Consider the following 21,038-nt stretch of genomic DNA (forward strand, 5'->3'; position numbering starts at 1 on the left):
CGATACGTCGAATTTTAGAATCGCCGGCGGACGCGTCCGGCACCGTCGATGAATTCAAAATCCGATGCCCGGTTGAGCGTGTGCAGGCCCGTGCCCGGAAAGCGCGGCCCGGATCGCAGGATCATCTCCACGCTCTGGACATAGCCCGTCTCGTCGAGGCGCCGGATCCGCGCGAGGCCCAAGGCCCCGCCATAGCCGTCCCGGCAATCCTGCACCGGCCGGAACAGGGCGCCGTCGCGCGCGACGATGCGGCCGCCGGACCGGGCGGCCGCGATGTCGACCAGCACGGGGTTCCTCGGATGCGGGGTCCAGGGTCCGCGGAAATTCGGTGCGGACCAGAGATGCAGGCTGTCGGAATAGGAGCCCCAGGCCGCGAAGGGGCCGTCGTGCTCGCCGTCGTCCCGGACCGTCGCGAACAGCCACCAGCGGCCGCCGTGCCGGAGCAGGGTCGGGTCGCTGAGGTTGAGGCCCGCGATCAGGGTCGCCTCCTTCACCCAGCTGCCGGGAAAGGCGGTGGCGCGGTAGAGGTCGAGAGTCCTGGTGGCGCCGCTCTCCGGCACCATCCAGTGGGCGCCGTCCTCGGCGAAGACGAACGGATAGGACAGGTGGTGGGCGGCCTCCAGCACCGGCACCGGCGCGCCGAGGGGGCCGTCGGCCCCGAAGCGCACCGCCGAGATCACGCCCTTCTGCAGGACGTGGCTGTAATCCTCCACGAACAGCACCGTCCCGGCGACATCCGCGATCGGGAAGGGATCGGCGTAGAAGCGGCGCCCGTCGTCGGGCAGGGTATGCCAGCCGGTCTCCGGATGGGCCTGGAGGTCGATGAGGTCGGGACCGGCGAGCCGGCGCCACCCGACCCGCCAGTGAGGCGCCCAGGTGCAGAGCGCATAGAGCCGCCGGCCGGCCATCCGGGTGCAGGTGCGCAGGGCACGGGCGGCGAGAGCGGTGGCCGTGAGGCCCGTTGGTGCCGGGCCGGGGACGGCCGGTCCGTCGGGCGCGAGCCGTGGCCCCGCCCCGCCGAGGGCGGCCAGGATCAGGCTGGTCGTCCGGACCAGGGCATCCTCGAAGGCCGTGAGCATGATCCCGCGCGCCTCGGTCCCGACCCGCCCGGAGGCCACGATCCGTCCGTCCTCGCTCAGGCTGACCACGGGCGTGCGCCCGGCCAGCAGCGAGGCGAGCAGGGCCGCCTCGCCGCAGGCCCCGTCGAAGGCGAGGCGCCAGACCGGGACACCGGGCGGCCCCGCGGCGTCGCCGCAGAGGTCGAGCACGCGGTCGGGCCGGCCGGCGAATGGGGATGCGCGCGCCTCGAGATCCGCGCGTTCGACCCGCAGGGCCGGTCCGGTGCGCGGCAGCCGTCGCAGCATCGCCTCGAGCCGGAACAGCAGGGCGGCGTTGGGCGGCAACGCCCCCGGTCCCGGCGACAGGTCGAGGGACACCGACAGCCCGGGGCGGCGCAGGAGGCGTTCGATCAGCCGGAGGTGCCAACGACGGCACATGCCCCCGTCGAGGCGAACGCTCAGGCGCATGGGGACCGTTGTCCTCGGGCGAGGGGGTGGCGCGGTCCACCGGCATGGCGCCTCCGGGGGGAGGCGTCAATCCGCGCCGGAGCGAGCGCGCGGCGGGTTCCATCGCGGCCAGCCGAGGAGGCGCTCGGGCGCGAAGGGGGCGACCGGGATGGCCGGCGTCGCGCCGGTGGCGAGATCGGCGACCAGGCGCCCGGTGATCGGCCCCGTGGACAGCCCGATATGGCCGTGCCCGAAGGCGAAGATCAGCCCGCGGTGCCGGGGCGCCGGGCCGATCACCGGCAGGCCGTCCGGGGTTGAGGGACGCGCGCCCATCCAGGGCCGGTTGTCGAGGTTCGCGCCGAGGCGCAGGGTGCCGGCCGCCTCCCGGGTCGCCGCCTCGATCTGGACGTAGTCGGGGGGCGCCGCGCGGGCGTTGAGCTCGACCCCGGACAGGACGCGGACCCGCCCCTCCCCCATCGGCGCGATGATCGAGCCGGCGCCCGTGTCGAGCACCGGCCGGACCAGCGGCGGGCTGTCCGGGTGCAGGGCGTAATGGGCATGGTAGCCGCGCTCGGCCGCGAAGGCGAAGCGGTAGCCGAGGCCCCGCGCGATGTCCCCCGACGCGGCGCCGGCCGCCAGCACGACCTGGCGGGCCTGAACGGCCCCGCCCTCGTGCCGGACGCGCCAGCCCTCGCCGTCGGGCTCCAGGGCGGTGGTCACCATCCGGAGGGTTCGGCCGCCGAGCCCGCGATAGAGCTGTTCATAGGCCTCGAGAAGGCCGCCGGGATCGCTCACCGCCCCGGTCTCCGGCAGGAGCATGCCCTGGGCGTAGGGCCGGACCAGCGCCGGCTCGGCCTCGCGGATGTCGTCCGGGTCGAGGATCTCGAAGGTCACGCCGTGTCGGGCGAGGATCGCGCGCTCCAGGGCCGCGCCGGCGAAGGCGGCATGGGTCCGGTAGAGCTTGATCCAGCCGCAGCGGCGCAGCAGGTGCCCGGCGCCCGCCCGCTCCGAGAGCGCGAGATGCTCGGGCAGCGCCGCACTGGTCAGCGGCAGCAGGGACGCGGCGGACCGCTCCCAGGCGGAGGTCCGGGCGGAGGCCAGGAAATGCGCCGTCCAGGGCAGGACGCGGGCCACGTGGGCGTGGCGCAGGCGCAGGCCGCGATCCGCGTTGCGCAGGTAGGTCGGCAGCTTGGCCCAGAGAGCCGGGCTCGACATCGGGAAGATCGAGCCCCGGCTGATCACGCCGGCATTGCCGAAGGAGGTGCGGGCGCGCGCCTCGCCCGGATCGCAGAGCAGGACGTCGAGGCCGCGGTCGCGCAGGGCGATCGCCGAGGCGAGTCCGACCATTCCGCCGCCGATGACGATCACATCCGCCTTGTCCGTCTCGCCGCTCATCGGACCTCCACCGCATTCCTCACCGACGGGAAGGCGCGTAGCAGGGTGCGGCCGGTTGATCGAGGCCATCGCTGCGCGCGCCGGCCTCCCGTTCGCCGCCCGGCCAGCCGGGGCGCCGCGTCAGCGGGCGCCGCGGTCCTCCGCGTGCTCCTGCTGACGGTCGACCTCGTCCCGGATGCCGCGGCCGGCCATCAGGATCTCCACCAGGAAGGCGACGACCGCGACCACGGTGCAGACCAACGCGATGCCGAAGCAGGCGAACAGGATCGAGGCGGTAGCGGCATCGCGCAAGGCCCCCACGAACAGGGTCAGCACGGCGATGCCGGTCATCACCGCACCGGTGCAGGCCAGCACCACGGCCCCGTCGAGCACGAAGGAGCGCCGCCGCAGGTAGGACAATTGCCGGGACAGGCGGACGGCCTCGTGCGCATCGGCGGTCCGCAGGCCCGCCGCCGCCGCATCGACCTTGTCGGCGACGCGGCCGAGGCGTGTCGAGAAGACGTTGAGCAGGGTCGCCAGCGCCGTCAGCAGGAAGGCGGGCGCGAGGGCGATCTGGATGACGTGGGCGATGTCGTCGGGGGCGACGGGCGTAGCGGACATGGGCGGCTGATAGGCCAAAGTGCGGCCGGCCGGAATACGGTCGCCCCATATCGGCGCCCGGTCGGCTCACGATCGGCACTCGCATCCCTTTTCCCGAGCGGATGGGAACCCACCGCCGAAAACGCAGTTGACTGCTACATTGGATCTGTTCTAATTTGTAACTACGGGCGGCACGGGTGCCGCGCAGGATGGAGATCACGGACATGGCGAACGCGAAGTGCGAGAGCTGCAAGTTCTTCGACGAGCACAAGGTCAACGGCGCCGCCGCGTCGGCCGACGAGGGCCTGTGCCGGTTCAACCCGCCGATCAGCCAGCCGGGTCCGTCCGATCACGGCCTGTGGCCGGTCGTTGGCTCCGCCGACTGGTGCGGCCACTTCTCGCCCGAGATGAGCGCCGCCGAGTAAGTCGCGGCCTCGAACCCGCTTCGACCATCCAGGAGGCCGGCCGCGAGGCTGGCCTTCGTCGTTTCGCGGACGGCGCAGCGATTCACGCTTCGCCCTCGTCGTCCGGCAGGGCGAGCACCTCCAGGGGATCGCCGACGCCCCGCAGGGGAAAGGTCCCCAGGGGCACGAGGCGATGCCCGTCGCCGGACCGGGCCGCGAAGGCGCCCGAGAACAGCACGCTGACGTCGAGGACCTTGGTCAGGCCTTCCAGGCGGGCCGCCACGTTCACGGCGGGGCCGATGATCGTGAAGTCGAGGCGCGAGCGCGACCCGATATTGCCGTACATCACCGCGCCGACATTGACGCCGATGCCGTAGCCGAGGCGCGGCTGCCCGCGCGCCGACCGCGCCGCGTTCAGCGCCCGCATGGCGGCGCGCGCCTCCCCGGCGGCCGATTGCGCGGCGGTGCAGGCCGCCGGCGTGTCGAGATGGAAGATCGCCAGAAGGCCGTCGCCCATGAACTTCAGGATCTCCCCGCCATGGCGCTCGATCGGCAGCGAGATCGCGTCGAAGTAGTCGTTCAGCAGGGAGATCACGTCGTCGCGCGGCCACAGCTCGGAGATCTCGGTGAATCCGCGCAGGTCGATGACCATGATGGCCGCCTCCACGGTGACGCCGCTGCCGCGCCGGGTGGCACCATTCAGGATCATCTCGCTGGCATGCGGGCCGACATAGGTGTCGAGGAGCAGGCGGGTGAGGCGGTTCTTGTGCCGCACCTCCGTCACCACCGACAGGGCCGGCAGGAGCGAGGCCAGCAGGTCGAGGTCGTCGGGCTCGAACCCGCCGGGTCCGTCGGCCGAGAAGCTGACGATGTGGCGCTTGCCCAGCGTGTAGTGCAGCGGCCAGGCGACGTAGTCGGTCAGTCCCTCCGCCCGCAGGTCCCGGTAGATGCCGTAGTCGGTCTCGGGCTGCTCCGGCTCCTCCAGGCGCTTGCGGACCTGGTCCGCCCCGTTCAGGATCTCGGCGGCCGGGCTCAGCTTGAACTGGTCGGTGTCGACGATGCCGTACTCGAAGTTTTGCAGCTCCGCCGTCTCCGCCCCCCTGCGCCAGAGGATGCGGGTGCCGAGCCAGAGCGGATGGTGCGTCCGCAGGTGGATCGTGCCCCGCGCCACCGGCACGCCCGCCTCGCGCAGGCGAGCGCAGAAGGCCACGAAGATGTCGTCGAGGAAGCGCTCGCCCCGGGTCCCGGCGAGGAGCCAGTCCAGCATCTGCCCGCGCAATTGCGCCCGCGCGAAGCGGCGGCTCTCGTCCTGATGCAGGGGACTGTTCATGTCCGCGCCTCGTTGCCCGTCACCGCCCCGGCCGGGAAAGCCCCGGCGAAACCGGCCGCCGGTGTCGCGATCATGGGCCCGCCGGCGCCTGCGCGCCAGGGATGCCGGTCTCGGAGAATCCGGCGCCAGGACACTCGGCGCCAGGACACTCGGCCCCGGGACGCCGTGACCGCGTCCGCGTGCTAAGGCTGACCGGCACGGACGGGCCGATCCGTCCGGATGGAATCTCGCAGGAGGATTTCGGATGAGCTGGCACGGTGCGGACGAACCGATTCCGGGCGACCACTTCACCTGCGACGCGATCAAGACCCTGGTCGTGCCGCGCTCGCGGGACCTCGGCTCCTTCGCCGTCCGGCGCGCCCTGCCCTCGACCGAGTGCCGGATGGTCGGCCCGTTCATCTTCTTCGACCAGATGGGGCCGTCGGAGTTCCTGCTCGGCCAGGGCATGGACGTGCGCCCGCACCCGCATATCGGCCTCTCGACGGTGACCTACCTGTTCGAGGGCGAGATCATGCACCGGGACAGCCTCGGCACCGAGCTGCCGATCCGGCCGGGCGAACTGAACTGGATGACGGCCGGGCGCGGCATCACCCATTCCGAGCGCACGGGCGCGGACCTGCGCAGGACCGGCTCGACCCTGTTCGGCCTTCAGAGCTGGGTGGCGCTGAGCGGCAGGGACGAGGAGACCGCACCGGCCTTCGAGCATTACGAAGCCGGGGCGCTGCCGATCCTCAGCGGCGAGGGCAAGACCGTCCGGCTGATCGCTGGCGAGGCCTTCGGCGCGAAATCCCCCGTGCGGACATCGAGCCCGATGGTCTATGCCGACGTGATGCTCGAGGCCGGCGCGGTCCTGCCCCTCGACCCGACCTACGACGAGCGCGCGATCTACACGGTCTCGGGCGCCATCGAGATCGCCGGGGACGGGTTCGGCCCGGGCCAACTTCTCGTCTTCCGGCCGGGCGACCGGATCAGCGTGCGGGCGAGCGAGGCTTCCCGCTTCATGGTGCTGGGCGGCGAGCCGATGGACGGCCCGCGCCATCTCTGGTGGAACTTCGTCTCCTCGCGGCCCGAGCGGATCGAGCAGGCCAAGGAGGATTGGCGCCAGGCCCGCTTCGACACCGTACCGGGCGAATCCGAGTTCATTCCCCTGCCCGAGCAGCCGGCCCCGGTGCGCTACCCCTGAGCCGGCATCCCACGCCTCAGTAGCCGAGGGCACAGCCGTCCTTGCGCGGATCGGATCCGGCGGCGCGCATCCCCGTCGCCGGGTCGATCCAGATGATCTGGCCGCCACCGATCGGGACCGGGGCCGGCACCGTGACGTGGCCGCGGGCGGCGAGCGCCTCGGCGAGGCCCGGACCGAAGCCGCCTTCGAGTTCGATACCGCCCCCGTAGGCGAAGCTGCGCGGCGCATCCAGCGCCTCCTGCACGTCGAGGCCCCGGTCGATGATGCCGGTCAGGAGCTCGACGTGGCCCATGGCCTGGTAGTGCCCGCCCATCACGCCGAAGGGTGCCACCACCGCGCCGTCGCGCATCAGCATCCCGGGGATGATGGTGTGCATCGGGCGCTTCGACGGCGCGATGGTGTTGGGGTGGCCGGGCTCGACCCGGAACGAGAAGCCGCGATTGTGCAGCAGCACGCCGCTCTCGGGCGCGGTGATGCCGCTGCCGAAGCCCTGGAAGATCGAGTTGATCAGCGAGATCGCGTTGCCGTCGCGGTCGACCACGCAGAGATAGACCGTGTCGGTGTGCCGGATCTCCGGCCACAGCACGGGCTCCTGCGCGCGGGTCATGTCGATGGCGCCGTGCGCTCGGGCCTGCCAGGCCTGGGAGAGCAGGTGCTCGACCGGAACCGCGTGCACCACCGGATCGGCGAAGAGCGCGTCGCGATGGTGGTAGGCCTGCTTGCAGGCCTCGGCGAAGAGGTGGACCCGGTCGAGCTCCGTCAGCGCGCCGACGTCGTATCGCGCGAGCACGTTGAGCATCATCAGGGCGGCGAGACCCTGGCCGCTCGGGGGACACTCGTAGACGTCGTAGCCGCGATAGCGGGTGGAGATCGGCGTCACGTATTCGGGCGCGGCGCCGGCGAAATCCTCCAGGGTGTGGAGGCCGCCGAGTGCGCGCAGGCGCGCGACCATGTCCTCGGCCACCGGCCCCTCATAGAAGCCGGGAGCGCCGTGCTCGGCGATGCGCCGCAGGGTGGCGGCGAGCTTCGGATGGCGCATGGTCGTGCCGACCCTCGGCGCCTCGCCGTCGACGAGATAGGCGGCGGCCGAGCCCGGATCGGCCCGCAGCTTGTCCCGGTTGCGGGCCCAGTCGTAGGCGACCCGCGGCTGCACCGCATAGCCCTCCTCCGCGTAGCGGATCGCGGGCCGGAGCAGCTCGCCGAGGCTGCGGGTGCCGTGATCGGCGAGCAGCCGCGCCCAGGCCGCCACCGCGCCCGGCACCGTGACGGCATGCGGCGAGGTGGCCTCGATGGCCACATCGTTCTCCACGTACCAGGCATCGTGCGCGGCCGCGGGGCTGCGGCCGGAGCCGTTCAGCGTGATCGGGACGGAGGCACCCTTCGGCGCGTAGAGGGCGAAGCAGTCGCCGCCGATGCCGGTCATGGCCGGCTCGACCACGCCCTGCACCGCCACCGCCGCGATGGCGGCGTCGACGGCGTTGCCGCCGGCCTTCAGGATCTCGATGGCCGCCAGGCTGGCGAGGGGATGGGAGGTCGCGACCGCGGCGTTGGCGGCATAGACGGGCGAGCGGCCCGGTTGGGAGAAGTCTCTCACGGCGTCGGGTCCTTGGCGCGTCAGGAGTAGCGGGTGTCGGCGACCCAGTGGCCGGGGGCGACCTCGACCAGGCCGCCGGTGGCATCCGGGTCGGCGGGGGGCAGGAGGGAGGCGGCGCGCAGGCGGGCGCGCTCCTCCACCGGGTTCGGCACCGGCACGGCGCCGAGGAGCCGCCGGGTGTAGGGGTGGCGCGGGTCCTCGTAGAGGGCATCCGCCTCGGCGAGCTCGACCACGCGGCCGTGCCAGAGCACGGCGACGCGCTGGCACAGGTAGCGCACCATGCGCAGGTCGTGGGAGATGAACAGGTACGAGATGCCGAGCTCGTCCTGCAGATCCTGCAGCAGGTTCACGACCTGCGCCTGGATCGAGACGTCGAGGGCGGCGATGGGCTCGTCGGCGACGATGAAGCTCGGCTTCAGGGCGATGGCGCGGGCGATGCAGATGCGCTGGCGCTGGCCCCCGGAGAACTGGTGCGGGTAGCGCCGGGCGAAGCGCGGATCGAGCCCGACCCGGGCCAGCAGGCCCTCGACCTCGTCGCGGCGCTCCGCCCGTGCCATCTCGGGCCGGTGCAGCCGGAACGGCTCGGCCACGTAGTCGCCGATGCTCATGCGCGGGTTGAGGGCGGCGTAGGGGTCCTGGAACACCATCTGGATTCGGGCGCGCATCCGGCGCATCTCCCCGGCGGAGAGCTTGGCGAGGTCGGTGCCCTCGAAGGCGACGGTGCCGGTGCTCGGCGGATTCAGCATGGTCACGGCGCGGCCGATGGTGGACTTGCCCGAGCCGGACTCGCCCACCAGCCCCAGGGTCTCGCCGGGCCGGATGTCGAAGCTGACATCCTCGACCGCCCGGAACACCGAGCCCTTGCCGCCCCACCAGCTGCGCAGCGGGTAGTGCTTGCTCAGATTCCGCACCGAGAGCAGCGGATAGCGGTCGGCGGGCTCCGGCCTCATCGCGCACCCTCCTCGGCGGCGAGCCGCGCCGGCAGGTCGTACCAGGCGGCGACGAGATGGCCCGGCGCGGCGCCGGGCGCCTGGACCAGGGGCGGCGCCTCGGTGAGGCAGCGCGGCGTCGCGTAGGCGTTGCGCGCGGCGAAGGGGTCGCCCGGCGGCGGATGGCGCATGTCGGGCGGCGCCCCCTCGATCTGGTGCAGGCGCCGGCGCCCGGCCCGGCCCCGGCTGAGATCGGGCAGCGAGCGCAGCAGGCCGAGCGTGTACGCGCTCCGTGGATCGCGGAAGATGTCGTCCACGGGGCCGCGCTCGAGGATGCGGCCGGCATACATCACCTGCACGGTGTCGGCGATGCCGGCCACCACCCCGAGGTCGTGGGTGATCCAGACGATCGCCATGCCGATCTCGCGCTTCAGTTCCTGCACCAGGGCGATGATCTCGGCCTGCACGGTGACGTCGAGGGCCGTCGTCGCCTCGTCGGCGATGAGGAGCTTCGGGCGGCAGGACAGGCCGATGGCGATCATCACCCGCTGGCGCTGGCCGCCGGAGAACTCGTGCGGGTACTGGTCGAGGCGCGCGCCGGCATTGGGGATGCGCACGAGGTCGAGGAGGTCCTTCGCGCGGGCGCGGGCCGCGCGACCGTCGAGGCCGAGATGGATGCGCAGGGGCTCGACGATCTGCGCGGCCACCGTCATGCCGGGGTTGAGCGAGCTCATCGGGTCCTGGAACACGAAGCCGATCTGGCCGCCGCGCACCTTGCGCAGATCGCGCTCCGGCAGGCGCAAGAGGTCGCGGCCCTCGAACAGGACCTGTCCGCCGGTGATGCGGCCGGGCGGTCGCGGGATCAGGCCCAGCATCGCCAGCACGTGGACGCTCTTGCCGGAGCCGGATTCGCCGACGATGCCGAGGGTCTCGCCCTCGGCCAGCGTGTAGGACACGCCGTTGACCGCGTGCACCGCGCCGCCCTCGCTGTCGAAGGCGACGGCCAGATCGCGGACGTCGAGCAAGGTTTCCCCGTCCTGGCCCATCGTCAGGTCCTCTGCCGGGGGTCGAGGGCGTCGCGCAGGCCGTCGCCGAGGAGGTTGAAGGCCAGCACCGCGAGAAAGATCGAGGCGCCGGGCCAGATCGCCATCCAGGGCGCCTGCTCGAGGAAGTTCTTGGCGACGTTGAGCATCGAGCCCCAGGACGGCTCCGGCGGCTGCTGACCGAGGCCGAGGAAGGACAGGCTGGCCTCGGCGATGATCGCCGCGGCGATGGTCAGGGTCGCCTGGACCAGGATCGCCGGCACGATGTTGGGCACGATGTGGCGGATGGCGATGCGCCAGGGCGGGTTGCCGACCGCGCGCGCGGCCTCCACGAACTCCTCCGCCGCCACCGCCTGCACCTGCGCCCGGGTCAGGCGCACGAAGGTCGAGGTCGCCGAGAGGCCGATCGCCACCATGGCGTTGGTCAGGCTCGGGCCGAGGAAGGCGGCGAGCGCGATCGCGAGGATCAGGAACGGGATCGCCAGCAGCGCGTCGGTCAGGCGCATGATGAGCAGATCGACCACGCCGCCGGCATAGCCGGCGAGCAGCCCGAACGGGAGGCCGAGGGCCACCGCGAGGGCCACCGAGGTCAGGCCGGCCCCCAGGGAGGCCCGCGCCCCGAAGATGATGCGCGAGAGCACGTCGTGTCCGACCTCGTCGGTGCCGAACGGGTGCGCCCAGCTCGGCGCGGTGCGGATGGCGCCCCAGTCGGTGGCGATGGGATCGTAGGGCGCGATCCAGTCGGCGAAGACCGCCATCAGGATCAGCGCCACCACGATGACGAGGCCGACCATGGCGGTGCGCCGCCCGCTGAGGCGCGTCCAGAATTCGCGGATCGGGCCGGGCTCGGCGCGGGGGCCGGGCTCCGCGGCCGGCAGGGCGACGCCGGCGGGGGCGATGACGGCCTTGGTCATCGGGCGCCGCTCCCGTTGATCGTATCGTCCCCGAAAGCGGCGCCCTCCCCTCCCCCTTGCGGGGAGGGACCGAGGGTGGGGGCGGTCGGGCGCCCCTCGATCGTCTGAGGCCAGCGGAGCCGCCCCCACTCCCAACTCCTCCCCGCAAGGGGGAGGAGAGGCGCGCTCGATATCCTCGCGATGCGGTGCTCCTGCGCGGTTTCCATGCTCACGCGCGCCTCAGCTTCGGGTTGACGAAGGCCGCGAGGAGGTCGGCCGCGAGGTTGAGGAGGACGTAGGTGGTGGCGGTGCAGATCACGACGCCCTGCACGGTGGCGTAGTCGCGGTTGAACACGGCATCGACCATCAGCTTGCCGAAGCCCGGCACCGAGAAGACCTGCTCGGTGAGCACGGCGCCGGAGAGGAGCTGCCCGAATTCGAGGGCGCCCAGGGTGATGATCGGGATCGCGGCATTGGGCAGGGCGTGGCGCAGGATCAGGCGTAGGGGGGAGACGCCCTTGGCCCGGGCGGTGCGGACGTAGTCCGAGCCGAGCACGCCCAGCATCGCCGCGCGGGTGTGGCGCATCATCACCGCCGCGATGGCGTTGCCCAGCACGAAGGCCGGCATCGCCATGGAGCGCAGGTTCTCGGACAGGCTCTCGAAGGGCGAGACGTAGCCGGAGGCCGGCAGCCAGCCGAGCTGGACCGAGAACAGCAGGATCATCAGGATGCCGAGCCAGAAGTTCGGCACCGACAGACCCCAGAGGGCGATCCCGTTGGCCAGGGTGTCGGCGGCGGTGCCGCGCTTGACCGCCGAGAGGATGCCCATCGGCACGCCGATGACCAGGGCCACCAGCATGGCGAGGCAGGCGAGCTCCAGGGTGACCGGCAGCTTCTCGATCACGAGGTCGATGACCGGCTTCTGCAGACGGATCGATTCGCCGAGATCTCCCTGGAGCACGCCGCCGGCCCAGAGGGCGTAGCGCACGGGAAGCGGCTGATCGAGATGGTACTTCTGCCGGATGAAGGCGATGACTTCGGGGTCGCGCTCCTCGCCCGACAGGGCGGTCGCCGTGTCCCCCGGCAGCAATTGCTGCAGGGTGAAGATGATCATCGAGGCGATCACCAGGGTGGGGATCGCGAGTGCCAGGCGCTGGACGAGGAAGCGCAGCATCGGCCGGGCTCCCCCCTCAGTTCAGCGTGAGGCCGTTGAAGCGCACGAGGCCGTCGGGATAGGGCGTGAATCCGGCGAGCTTGGCGCTGTAGGCCCAGAACAGCTTGCGGTGGAACAGGTAGATCAGCGGCTTGTCGGCCATGACCCGGTCGGCGAGCCGCTTCCAGGCCTCGGCGCGCTGGGCCGGGTCCACCGTGGCGCGCTCGGCGGCGAGCGCCGCGTCCGCCTCCGGGTTGCAGTAGCGGGCGTAGTTCAGGGGCGTCTTGCAGGCCAGGAAGCTGAAGGTGTTGCCGTCCGGGTCGGGCCGGCCGCTCCAGGAGTAGAGGTAGGCGTCGAAGTTGCCCTTGTCGGCGGCGTCGAGCGCGGTGGTGAAGTCGGTGGCCTGGAGCTTCACGTCGAAGCCCGCCTCGCGGGTCATCGCCTGGATCACCTGCCCCACCTGCGGCGCCTCGTTGTTGGCGTAGACCGTGAGGGTGACGGACGGCTTCGGGATGCCGGCCTCCGCCAGCAGGGCCTTGGCCTTGGCGACGTCCCGCTTGGGAAGGGGATAGTCCTTCACGTAGGCCGGGTGCTTGGGCGAGACCCACTGGTTGCCGGGCAGGAACTCGCCGCTGAACACCACTTGGTTCAGGGCGTTGCGGTCGATGGCGAGGTCGAAGGCCGCGCGCACGCGCGGATCGGCCACGGCGGAGCCCGCCCTGTTCGGGTTGAAGACGATGGACTGGAAGCCGAGCTCGATGGTCGACCCGACCTTGAGCTTCGGGTCGCGGGTCACCTGCGGCAGGTCCGTGGGGGTCAGGCGCTCCAGGAGTTCGAGCTGGCCGGCCCGCAGGTTGGTCAACCGCACGGTGCCATCGGGGATCGGCCGGAACTCGATGCGCTTGAGGTGGATCTGGTCCTTGTTCCAGTACTCGTCGAAGCGCTCGACCACGATCCGGTCCTGCGGCACGCGCTCGACGAACTTGAACGGCCCGGCGCAGACGGGGGCGGTGGAGAACTTGTCGCCCAGGCGCTCGGCGGCCTTGGGCGAGACCATCATCCCGGCCCGATCGGTGAACTGCGCCATCAGCGGCGCGAACGGGGTCTTCAGGAAGATCCTGAAGGTCAGGTCGTCGACGACCTCGACCCGGTCGATCGGCGCGATCTCGCCGCGCCGCTGCGAGCCGGGCAGCTTCAGGTGGCGCTCGATGCTGTACTTCGCCGCCGCGGCGTCGAGCTTCTCGCCGTCGTGGAAGAGCACGCCCGGCCGCAGGGTCATGGTGAGCGTCTTCTGATCCTCCGACAGGCTCCAGCTGGTGGCGAGCTGGGGCACCGGCTTCAGGTCGGGGCCGATATCCACGAGCTTGTCGCAGAGGGCGGCGAAGACCATGCGGCTGGTGAAGGTGCGGGCGAGCGTCGGGTCGAGGGCGTCCGGGTCCTCCATCAGGCCGAAGCGCAGGGTCTGAGCCTGGGCAGCGTGATCGAGGGCCGGTGACAACGAGACAGCGCCCACGGCGAGGCAGGCAGCGAACAGGCGCAGCATCCAATGTCCTTCGGGTCAGGGACCGTTCGGGATCGGCGCTCGTCCGCGCGGGACGCGCGGCAGGTTCGATCCGGTCGGCACGTCCAAAAGTGTATACATTATCTGTGCCAGCGGACCGGTTGGCAACGACCCGGCCTCACCAGACCGAGACCTGCCCGTCCCGCCTGGGATCGCTGGCGCCGACATAGCCCTCGGTGCCGGGATCGCCCATGCGCCAGATGAACTGGCCGGCGCCGAAATCCTGGTAGCTGTCCTCGATCACGTCGACGCGGTGGCCGCGCTCCACCAGGCCCTGCAGGGTCGCGGCCGGCAGCGTCGCCTCGGCGTTGATCTCCAGCCCGGCATTGAAGCGCCAGCGCGGCGCGTCGCAGGCGGCCTGCGGGTTCTGGCCGTGGTCGATCATCCGCACCAGGGTCTGCAGGTGTCCCTGGGGCTGCATGTTGCCGCCCATCACGCCGAAGCTCATCACGGGCGCCCCGCCCTGCGTGAGGAAGCCCGGGATGATGGTGTGGAAGGGCCGCTTGCCCGGTGCCACCACGTTGGGGCTCGCTTCGTCCAGCACGAAGCCGTAGCCGCGGTTCTGCAGCGAGAGGCCCCATTCGGGCACCACCACGCCGGAGCCGAAGCCCATGAAGTTCGACTGGATGAAGCTCACCATCATGCCGGATTCGTCGGCCGCCGTGAGGTAGATCGTGCCGCCCCGGACCGGATTGCCGGCGCCGAAGTCCTGGGCACGGCGCGGGTCGATCAGCTTGGCGCGCGCCGCCAGATAGGCCGGGTCGAGCATCGCCTCCGGGGTCACCGCCATGGCGCGGGCGTCGGCGACGTAGCGATAGGTGTCGGCGAAGGCGAGCTTCATCGCCTCGATCTGCAGGTGCTGCGCGTCCGGCCCATCCACCGGCAGGCCGGCGAGGTCAAAGGATTCGAGGATGCCGAGGGCGATCTGGGCGGCGATGCCCTGCCCGTTCGGCGGGATCTCGTGGAGCGTGTAGCCCCGGTAGTCCTTGGCCGTCGGCGTCACCCATTCGGGCCGGAAGGCGGAAAGGTCCGCCACCGTCATGGCGCCCCCATGGGCCGCGGCGTGCCGGGCCATGGCCTCCGCGATCTCGCCCTCGTAGAAGGCGCGCCCCTTCGTCTGCGCGATCGCCCGAAGTGCCCGGGCGATGCCCGGCAGGGTGACGCGCTCGCCCACATGCGGGGCGCGGCCGTGGGGCAGGAAGGTCTCGGCGAAACCGGGCTGGCGCACGAGGTCCGCGACCCGGGCGGCCGCCGCCCATTTCTGCTGCACCACCACCGGCGCGAGGTAGCCGCGCTCGGCGATGTCGATGGCGGGCTGCAGGAGGTCGGCGAAGGGCAGCTTTCCGAAGCGCTCGCTCAGGGCCACCCAGGCCGCGACGGCGCCCGGTACCGTGACGGAATCCCAGCCCCGCATCGGCGGGCGCTCGGCCGCACCGTATTTCCGGGTGAAGTAGTCGGGGGTCCAGGCCGCCGGCGCCCCGCCGGAGGCATTGAGCCCGTGCAGCTGCCGGCCGTCCCACAGGATGCAGAAGGCATCCGAGCCGAGCCCGTTGCTGCAGGGCTCGGTGATGGTCTTGGCCGCCGCCGTGGCGATGGCGGCGTCCACCGCGTTGCCGCCCTGCCAGAGCATGCGGATGCCGGCCTGGGCCGCGAGCGCGTGCGAGGTCGAGACCATGTTGCGGCCGAAGATCGGCATCCGCACGGTGGGGTAGCCGGTGGTCCAGTCGAACGGCTTCATCGGATCGGGGTCCCGGGATCGAAGGGCTCTGGCGATGATGGAGGCGAACGGCCGGGCCGCCAAGTCGCAAGACCCGCAAGTCGCAAGACCCGCAAGTCGCAAGCCCCGCAAGTCGCGGGACCCGCCGCGGGGCGTCGCGGTCACCCGAGATGTCCCGCGGCCCGGCACGAGGCGCGCGTCAGGGGATGACCCGCTCGGCCCGCAGGCGCGCGAACAGGTCGAAGAACGCGTCGTCGGTGGCCTGGTAGTCGAGGAAGCCGAGGCGCCGGCTCTTGCTCATGTCGGTGACGACCTCGATCGGGCGGCCGAGATCCGCATCGGTGTGCCAGGCCGAGGCGAGGCGCCCGAGATCGGCCTCCTTGAGGCCGTGCCGCGCGGCGAGCTCGGCCCAGAGCGGGGCGGCCCCGTCCATCTGCTGCTCGAGCGGGAGGACCGTTCCGTCGAAGGGCGCCGGCGCGACGCCGAACCAGTCGGCGATCCGGCCCCACATCCAGCTCCAGCGGAAGACGTCGCCGTCGACGATGTTGAAGGCCTCGTTGCGCGCCGCCGGCGTGGTCGCGGCCCAGGCGAGCTGGCGCGCCAGGATGCGCGCGTCGGTCATGTCGGTGAGCCCGTTCCACTGCACGGCCGAGCCGGGGAAGCGGAACGGACGGCCGGTCTCGCGGCAGAGGCTGGCATAGACCGCCAGCGTCACGCCCATGTTCATGGCGTTGCCGAGCGCGTAGCCGATGATGGTGTGGGGCCGGTGCACGCTCCAGCCGAAGCCGTCCCGCGCGGCGGCGGCGAAGACCTCGTCCTCCTGCGCATAGTAGAAGTTCTCGACGTCGAGGCGCCCCTGGTCCTCGCGGAACGGCGTCGCCGGCAGCGTGCCCTTCCCGTAGGCCTCGAAGGGCCCGAGATAGTGCTTGAGCCCGGTGACCAGCCCGACATGCTCCACACCGCCGTTCGGCCGGAGGGCGTCCAGGAGGTTGCGCACCATCGCGCCGTTGACCCGGATGTTCTCGGCCTCAGTCTCCTGGCGCAGCCAGGTCGTGATGAAGACGTCGGTGGGCCGGATCTCCGCCAGCGCGGCGCGCAGGCTCTCGGGATCGAGCAGGTCGGCGGCCACCGGCGTCACGCCGGGCAGGTCGGCCGGTGGGCGCCGGGCGAGACCGGCCACGGACCAGCCCTCCGAGACGAGGTGGCGGGCGAGATTGTTGCCGACGATGCCGCTGACGCCGGCGATGAGGGCCGTCCTGGTCATGAAAGTCTCCGTCTTGATCTCGAACCGACCTATGGAGACAGTCCGCCCCTGACCAGACGGCACCGATTGGGGTCATAGGCACCTGAAGGTAACCACGATGGAGAGGCTGAGCGTGGACGCGGATTGGCGCGAGGATTGTGCGCCGCGCCGGGTGCTCGAACTGTTCGCGACGAAGTGGACCAGCATGGTGCTGCACACCCTGCACGCCCGCCATGCCGGCTGCGCGCGTACCGGAATCCTCCAGCGGAGCCTGCCCGGGATCTCGAATAAGATGCTCACCCAGACCCTACGGGACATGGAGGCGAGCGGATTGCTCACCCGGCACGTGGCCGGCACGGTGCCGCCGGCGGTGGAGTACCGGCTCACGCCGCTCGGCGACCGCTTCGTCGAGCCGGTGGAGCTTCTCTACGCCTGGGGCCGGGCCAATGCCGACGCCCTCGACGACCTGAAGCACCGGCCGACCTCCCGACGCTGACGGGAGGCGCCCCGAACCGACGGGCCTCCGGCAAGGCGGCCGGCCGCATCGGGACCAGGGATGGAGGCGGCGCCATCGCCGTCGGTCGGCGCCTCGCGGCCGACGCGATCCCCGACCGGGCGCCGGAGACGCGGACCGTCTTCGACGTCATCGCGGTGCCGTCCAGATCGTGCCACCACGCGGACGGAGACGGCAAGGAGCGGGGCGCCGGAGTTCGGCCTCACCCAACCTCCTGCCGCGCCCGATCCAACGAATTCTGTGACCTTTCCGCGTCTCGGCCGTTGATGGGTCATGCCGAACCGGTCGCGACGCCGTGACCGGCCATTCCGAATCACCGAAGCGAGGTCCCTCTCATGAAGTCATTCGTCATCGCCACCGCCCTCCTGCTCACCCCCGTGGCGCTTGCCGGCACGGCCCAGGCCCAGGGCACCGTCCGGGGCGCCGAGCGCGGCGTTGAGGACGGCAACCGTGCGGCCGGCCCGATCGGCGGCGTGGTCGGCGGCGCCGTCGGCGCGGCCACCGGCACCGTCGGCGGCGTCCTCGGCGTCGACCCGGATCGCCGCGACGACCGGATCGAGCGTCGCGAGGAGCGCACCACCATCACGCGCGAGCGCCGCGACCGCTGAACCGACCGCCTCGGCCCCGTTTCGGGGCCGAGGCCTTTCGATGCCCGGCCCCACCGGACCGCATGACGCCCGACCCCGATCTGCACACCCACCTCTTGGGCATCGCCCGGGGGGTGTCCGCGTCCCTGCATGACGCCCTGATGCGCATCGGACCGGTGCCGGTCGATCCGCCGACCCACGCCCATGTTGCTGACCGCCTCGCCCTCGAGGTCGTCAATCAGCAGCTCTCGATTCGCGCCGCTGCGGCGATCTGGGGCCGCGTCGAGGCGGCGGCCCTCCTGCAGAAGCTCACGCCCCGCGATCTCTTCGTCGAAGCGCATGCCGAGACCCTGCGCGGCTGCGGCCTGTCCGGCGCTAAGGTGCGCGCCGTGCTGGCGATCCGCGCGGCGGACGAGGCGGGTCTGTTCGGCCCCACCCTCGCCACGCTTGCTCACCCGGAACGCTCGACGATCCTGCGGAGCATCAAGGGCGTTGGTCAGTGGACCGCCGACATGATCGGCATCTTCCACTACGGCGATCCGGACATCTGGCCGGCCGGCGACGTCGCCGCCGTCGGCAGTCTTCGGCGCCTGACCGGATGCACCGACACGCAGGCCTGCGCCCTGCCCTTCGCGCCCTATCGCTCGTATCTCGCGCGGGCGATGTGGCGGGTACGGGATCTCGTGCCGACCCCGACCCTGGCGGCCTGATCAGCGCGCGCCGAGCGCCGGGGTGCTGGCCGGCGGGCGGCGCAGCTTCGTCGCCTGCTCGAACGCGTAGGCGAGTCCGAGGAGCTTCGCCTCGCTCCAGGGCCGGCCGAGCAGGTCCATCCCCACCGGCACACCTTCGGGCGCCGTCTCCGTGGCCGCCGAGAACCCGGCCGGGACGTCGATGGCCGGAAAGCCCGTCAGCCCGGCGACGATCCCGTTGCGATCCGCCTGGTTGAGTTCGCCGATCGGCACCACGAGCCGCTTCTGCAGCGGATAGACCAGGGCGTCGAGGGTCTGGGCCGCGAAGACCTCGGCGACATGCGCCTTCAGGTCGGCGATCCGCGCGAGGCGGGCCTTGTACTCGGGCTCGGCCATGCCGTCCTGGCGCGCCTCGGCCGCCGTCAGGAACTTTTCGAGGGCGGCGCGGTGGAACTGGCCCGAGGCCAGGATGCCGGCGAGATCCTTGTGCGGCGCGTCGGGAATCGTGGCGAGATACCCGTTCATCAGCGCCTTGAACTCGTAGGTCTGGACGTCGTCCTCGCGGTTGAGGGCGTCGGCCTCGAAGATCGGATCGTCGATCCGCACCAGGGTGGCGCCCGCCGCCTCCAGGGCGTCGAGCGCCCTCTGCATCACGGCATTGACCTCCGCATGCTCCGGCTTGGTCCCGAACAAGGCGGTGACGACGCCGAGCCGCGCCCCCTTCAAGGCGTCGGGCTTCAGCGCATCGGCGTAGGTCTGCGCGACCTTGCCGGCCGCCGCGGCGGTGAGCGGATCGGCCGGGTCGGTTCCGGCCATGACCTGCAGCAGGGCCGCCGCATCCGCCACCGTTCGGGTGATCGGGCCGATCGCGTCCTGCGTCTTCGAGACCGGCATGATGCCCGCGAGGCTGATCAACCCCTGCGTGACGCGCAGGCCCACGAGGTTGTTGGCCGAGGCCGGCGAGCGGATCGAATTCACGGTGTCGCTGCCGAGGCCCCCGAGGGCGAAGCCGGCGGCGATGCCCGCGCCGACGCCGCCGCTGGAACCGCCCGGCGTGCGGGTCAGGTCGTAGGGATTGCGGACCTGGCCGCCCAGGGAACTGACCGAGACGCCGCCGAGGGCGAGTTCCTGCATGTTCGCCTTGGCCAGCACGATGGCGCCGGCGCCGCGCAGGCGAGCCACCGACGTGGCGTCCCGCGCCGGCTGCGCCCCCGCCAGGGCCGCCGAGCCGCCGGTCGTCGGCAGCTCGGCGGTGTTGTAGTTGTCCTTCAGCAGCAGCGGCACGCAGCCGAGGGGCTTGGCCGCACCCGCCGCGCGGTCCGCATCGTAGGCCTCGGCCTGCGCCAGGGCCTGAGGGTTCACCGCCCGGACCGCCGCGAGCTTCGGGCCGGCCTGGTCGTAGGCGGCGATGCGGTCGAGATAGCCCTGGACGAGACCTCGACAGGTGATGCGCCCGGCGACGAGCGCCTCGCGGAGTCCGGCGATCGTCGCCTCCTCGACACGGAACGGCGCTGCGGCCTGGCTCTGCGCCGAGGCGGGCACGGCCTGGGTGAGCAGGGTCGCGAGGGCGACGAGGAGCGCGGGCTTGGAGACGAGCGCGGGCTTGGACATGGGATCCTGACGCTGACCGGTGAGGCGCGCAATCAGGCATGCTTCATACCAGGGAGGTCAAGCCGCTCCGTTGACGCCGGCCGGGTCGCGGGGTGATCCCGTCGCGGCACGATGACCCCGAGGAGATCCCATCCCATGCCGGCCCCTCTGCTTCTCGTGACCAGCCTCCCCGCCGCGGAGGAAGCCGGCTGGCGCGACGCCCTCGGCGCGGCCATGCCGGATGAGCGCATTCTCACGATCTCGGACGGCGCCGAGGCCTCCGAGGCGGAGGTCGCCATCGTGGCGAACCCGCCGCTGGGAGCCCTCGCCGGCCTTTCCAACCTGCGCTGGATCCAGAGCCTGTGGGCCGGCGTCGACCGGCTCGTCCTGGACGACACGCTGCCCGACGTGCCGGTGCGGCGCCTCGTCGACCCGACCCTGGCGCGGGCCATGGCGGAGGCGGTGGCGGCGGCGGTGCTGTCCCTCCACCGCGATTTCCCGCGCTACGCGGCGCAGCAGCGGACGGGGATGTGGCGCCAGCACCCGGTCCGCCCGGCGAGCGCGCGCTGCGTGACGATCCTCGGCCTCGGGGAGATGGGCCGCGCCGCGGCGGATCTGCTCCGCGCCATCGGCTTCCCCGTCCGGGCCTGGAGCCGGTCCGGGACCCCGCACGGAACCCTCCCGGTCGCCTGCGGTCCCGAGGGCTTGGCGCGGAGCCTCGCGGCGGCGGACATCCTGGTCAACCTGCTGCCCCTGACGCCGGACACCCGCGGCATCCTCGCTGCGGACACCTTCCGGCGGCTGCCACCCGGCGCGGCCCTGGTGAATTTCGGGCGCGGCGCCCACCTCGTCGAGGACGACCTCCTCGCCGCCCTGGAAGCGGGCGCCCTCGGCCACGCGATCCTCGACGTCTTCCCTGAAGAGCCCCTGCCGCCGGAACACCGCCTGTGGGCGCATCCCGGGATCACGATCCTGCCCCACGTCGCGGCACCGACGGACATGGCCTCGGCCGCCGCCATCGTCGCCGACGCCGTGGCCGAGTTCCGGCGGACGGGCCGGGCGCCCGCCGGCCTCGACCGGATGCGCGGCTACTGACGCGCGGCGGAAAGGCCGCGTCGCGCGTTGGTGT

19 protein-coding genes are annotated in these 21,038 nt (G+C 72.0%); 6 read left to right on the forward strand and 13 right to left on the reverse strand.

The genetic code is table 11. The features are described from left to right. Positions 1 to 14: 14 nt before the first annotated feature. The 3 genes from ASF49_RS20160 to ASF49_RS20170 form a co-directional block, all read right to left on the reverse strand. On the reverse strand, positions 15 to 1,526 hold the full coding sequence (locus ASF49_RS20160) for a glucosamine inositolphosphorylceramide transferase family protein (protein WP_056477370.1): 1,512 nt from the start codon (positions 1,524 to 1,526) through the stop codon (positions 15 to 17). A 66-nt stretch (positions 1,527 to 1,592) separates the two neighbouring features. Beyond that, complete coding sequence (locus ASF49_RS20165) at positions 1,593 to 2,900, reverse strand: NAD(P)/FAD-dependent oxidoreductase (protein ID WP_056477373.1); 1,308 nt, start codon at positions 2,898 to 2,900, stop codon at positions 1,593 to 1,595. A 120-nt stretch (positions 2,901 to 3,020) separates the two neighbouring features. Beyond that, positions 3,021 to 3,500: a DUF2721 domain-containing protein gene (locus tag ASF49_RS20170; RefSeq protein WP_056477533.1), complete on the reverse strand. Its 480-nt coding sequence runs from the start codon at positions 3,498 to 3,500 to the stop codon at positions 3,021 to 3,023. A gap of 203 nt (positions 3,501 to 3,703) precedes the next feature. Here ASF49_RS20170 and ASF49_RS20175 point away from each other — a divergent pair, with 203 nt between their 5' ends. Then, positions 3,704 to 3,904: a hypothetical protein gene (locus ASF49_RS20175; RefSeq protein ID WP_056477376.1), complete on the forward strand. Its 201-nt coding sequence runs from the start codon at positions 3,704 to 3,706 to the stop codon at positions 3,902 to 3,904. Positions 3,905 to 3,986: 82 nt separating this feature from the next. Here the strand turns inward: ASF49_RS20175 and ASF49_RS20180 are convergent, their stop codons facing one another. Then, on the reverse strand, positions 3,987 to 5,213 hold the full coding sequence (locus ASF49_RS20180) for an adenylate/guanylate cyclase domain-containing protein (RefSeq protein ID WP_056477378.1): 1,227 nt from the start codon (positions 5,211 to 5,213) through the stop codon (positions 3,987 to 3,989). A 244-nt stretch (positions 5,214 to 5,457) separates the two neighbouring features. Here ASF49_RS20180 and ASF49_RS20185 point away from each other — a divergent pair, with 244 nt between their 5' ends. After that, the gene (locus ASF49_RS20185; RefSeq protein ID WP_056477380.1) at positions 5,458 to 6,396 is read left to right on the forward strand and encodes a pirin family protein; all 939 of its coding nucleotides are present in this window, start codon (positions 5,458 to 5,460) and stop codon (positions 6,394 to 6,396) included. Positions 6,397 to 6,412: 16 nt separating this feature from the next. On the opposite strand, the gene ASF49_RS20190 is transcribed toward ASF49_RS20185, so the two are convergent. The 8 genes from ASF49_RS20190 to ASF49_RS20230 all read right to left on the reverse strand — a co-directional run bounded on the left by ASF49_RS20190 (position 6,413) and on the right by ASF49_RS20230 (position 16,550). Continuing rightward, on the reverse strand, positions 6,413 to 7,990 hold the full coding sequence (locus ASF49_RS20190) for a gamma-glutamyltransferase family protein (protein WP_056477382.1): 1,578 nt from the start codon (positions 7,988 to 7,990) through the stop codon (positions 6,413 to 6,415). Between the two features lie 20 nt (positions 7,991 to 8,010). Beyond that, entirely contained in the window at positions 8,011 to 8,940 is a 930-nt protein-coding gene (locus tag ASF49_RS20195; RefSeq protein WP_056477384.1) for an ABC transporter ATP-binding protein, read from the reverse strand. Beyond that, the gene (locus ASF49_RS20200; protein ID WP_200930092.1) at positions 8,937 to 9,965 is read right to left on the reverse strand and encodes an ABC transporter ATP-binding protein; all 1,029 of its coding nucleotides are present in this window, start codon (positions 9,963 to 9,965) and stop codon (positions 8,937 to 8,939) included. Before ASF49_RS20200 ends, ASF49_RS20195 begins: the two co-directional genes overlap by 4 nt. A 2-nt stretch (positions 9,966 to 9,967) precedes the next feature. Beyond that, a complete protein-coding gene (locus ASF49_RS20205; protein WP_056477386.1) occupies positions 9,968 to 10,876 on the reverse strand; it encodes an ABC transporter permease in 909 nt (302 codons plus the stop codon). Between the two features lie 208 nt (positions 10,877 to 11,084). Then, positions 11,085 to 12,029, reverse strand: a complete 945-nt coding sequence (locus ASF49_RS20215; protein WP_055957014.1) for an ABC transporter permease — start codon at positions 12,027 to 12,029, stop codon at positions 11,085 to 11,087. Between the two features lie 16 nt (positions 12,030 to 12,045). Further along, a complete protein-coding gene (locus ASF49_RS20220; protein ID WP_056477390.1) occupies positions 12,046 to 13,551 on the reverse strand; it encodes an ABC transporter substrate-binding protein in 1,506 nt (501 codons plus the stop codon). A 136-nt stretch (positions 13,552 to 13,687) separates the two neighbouring features. Then, positions 13,688 to 15,307, reverse strand: coding sequence for a gamma-glutamyltransferase family protein (locus ASF49_RS20225; protein ID WP_056477393.1), 1,620 nt, complete (start codon positions 15,305 to 15,307; stop codon positions 13,688 to 13,690). 178 nt (positions 15,308 to 15,485) lie between these two features. Beyond that, on the reverse strand, positions 15,486 to 16,550 hold the full coding sequence (locus tag ASF49_RS20230; RefSeq protein WP_056477395.1) for an SDR family oxidoreductase: 1,065 nt from the start codon (positions 16,548 to 16,550) through the stop codon (positions 15,486 to 15,488). A gap of 97 nt (positions 16,551 to 16,647) precedes the next feature. Between ASF49_RS20230 and ASF49_RS20235 the strand changes: the two genes are divergently transcribed. From ASF49_RS20235 to ASF49_RS20245, 3 genes are all read left to right on the forward strand, one after another. Beyond that, on the forward strand, positions 16,648 to 17,025 hold the full coding sequence (locus ASF49_RS20235) for a winged helix-turn-helix transcriptional regulator (protein WP_056477397.1): 378 nt from the start codon (positions 16,648 to 16,650) through the stop codon (positions 17,023 to 17,025). A gap of 353 nt (positions 17,026 to 17,378) precedes the next feature. After that, positions 17,379 to 17,651 (forward strand): hypothetical protein, encoded by a 273-nt coding sequence (locus tag ASF49_RS20240; protein WP_056477399.1) that lies wholly within the window; start codon positions 17,379 to 17,381, stop codon positions 17,649 to 17,651. A gap of 62 nt (positions 17,652 to 17,713) precedes the next feature. Next, positions 17,714 to 18,340 (forward strand): DNA-3-methyladenine glycosylase family protein, encoded by a 627-nt coding sequence (locus tag ASF49_RS20245; RefSeq protein WP_056477401.1) that lies wholly within the window; start codon positions 17,714 to 17,716, stop codon positions 18,338 to 18,340. Here ASF49_RS20245 and ASF49_RS20250 read toward each other — a convergent pair whose 3' ends face one another. Further along, entirely contained in the window at positions 18,341 to 19,930 is a 1,590-nt protein-coding gene (locus ASF49_RS20250; protein ID WP_082511442.1) for an amidase family protein, read from the reverse strand. A gap of 135 nt (positions 19,931 to 20,065) precedes the next feature. Here ASF49_RS20250 and ASF49_RS20255 point away from each other — a divergent pair, with 135 nt between their 5' ends. Beyond that, on the forward strand, positions 20,066 to 21,004 hold the full coding sequence (locus tag ASF49_RS20255) for a 2-hydroxyacid dehydrogenase (RefSeq protein WP_056477403.1): 939 nt from the start codon (positions 20,066 to 20,068) through the stop codon (positions 21,002 to 21,004). Positions 21,005 to 21,038: the final 34 nt, after the last annotated feature.

This window comes from Methylobacterium sp. Leaf104, from assembly GCF_001422885.1.
Classification (GTDB): Bacteria; Pseudomonadota; Alphaproteobacteria; order Rhizobiales; family Beijerinckiaceae; genus Methylobacterium.

What these genes read in the sequence shown, in the direction of transcription:
- ASF49_RS20160 (WP_056477370.1), bottom strand. Translation starts at nt 1,526, where the DNA reads ATGCGCCTGAGCGTTCGCCTCGACGGGGGCATGTGCCGTCGTTGGCAC.
- ASF49_RS20165 (WP_056477373.1), bottom strand. Translation starts at nt 2,900, where the DNA reads ATGAGCGGCGAGACGGACAAGGCGGATGTGATCGTCATCGGCGGCGGA.
- ASF49_RS20170 (WP_056477533.1), bottom strand. Translation starts at nt 3,500, where the DNA reads ATGTCCGCTACGCCCGTCGCCCCCGACGACATCGCCCACGTCATCCAG.
- ASF49_RS20175 (WP_056477376.1), top strand. Translation starts at nt 3,704, where the DNA reads ATGGCGAACGCGAAGTGCGAGAGCTGCAAGTTCTTCGACGAGCACAAG.
- ASF49_RS20180 (WP_056477378.1), bottom strand. Translation starts at nt 5,213, where the DNA reads ATGAACAGTCCCCTGCATCAGGACGAGAGCCGCCGCTTCGCGCGGGCG.
- ASF49_RS20185 (WP_056477380.1), top strand. Translation starts at nt 5,458, where the DNA reads ATGAGCTGGCACGGTGCGGACGAACCGATTCCGGGCGACCACTTCACC.
- ASF49_RS20195 (WP_056477384.1), bottom strand. Translation starts at nt 8,940, where the DNA reads ATGAGGCCGGAGCCCGCCGACCGCTATCCGCTGCTCTCGGTGCGGAAT.
- ASF49_RS20200 (WP_200930092.1), bottom strand. Translation starts at nt 9,965, where the DNA reads ATGGGCCAGGACGGGGAAACCTTGCTCGACGTCCGCGATCTGGCCGTC.
- ASF49_RS20205 (WP_056477386.1), bottom strand. Translation starts at nt 10,876, where the DNA reads ATGACCAAGGCCGTCATCGCCCCCGCCGGCGTCGCCCTGCCGGCCGCG.
- ASF49_RS20215 (WP_055957014.1), bottom strand. Translation starts at nt 12,029, where the DNA reads ATGCTGCGCTTCCTCGTCCAGCGCCTGGCACTCGCGATCCCCACCCTG.
- ASF49_RS20220 (WP_056477390.1), bottom strand. Translation starts at nt 13,551, where the DNA reads ATGCTGCGCCTGTTCGCTGCCTGCCTCGCCGTGGGCGCTGTCTCGTTG.
- ASF49_RS20225 (WP_056477393.1), bottom strand. Translation starts at nt 15,307, where the DNA reads ATGAAGCCGTTCGACTGGACCACCGGCTACCCCACCGTGCGGATGCCG.
- ASF49_RS20230 (WP_056477395.1), bottom strand. Translation starts at nt 16,550, where the DNA reads ATGACCAGGACGGCCCTCATCGCCGGCGTCAGCGGCATCGTCGGCAAC.
- ASF49_RS20235 (WP_056477397.1), top strand. Translation starts at nt 16,648, where the DNA reads ATGGAGAGGCTGAGCGTGGACGCGGATTGGCGCGAGGATTGTGCGCCG.
- ASF49_RS20240 (WP_056477399.1), top strand. Translation starts at nt 17,379, where the DNA reads ATGAAGTCATTCGTCATCGCCACCGCCCTCCTGCTCACCCCCGTGGCG.
- ASF49_RS20245 (WP_056477401.1), top strand. Translation starts at nt 17,714, where the DNA reads ATGACGCCCGACCCCGATCTGCACACCCACCTCTTGGGCATCGCCCGG.
- ASF49_RS20250 (WP_082511442.1), bottom strand. Translation starts at nt 19,930, where the DNA reads ATGTCCAAGCCCGCGCTCGTCTCCAAGCCCGCGCTCCTCGTCGCCCTC.
- ASF49_RS20255 (WP_056477403.1), top strand. Translation starts at nt 20,066, where the DNA reads ATGCCGGCCCCTCTGCTTCTCGTGACCAGCCTCCCCGCCGCGGAGGAA.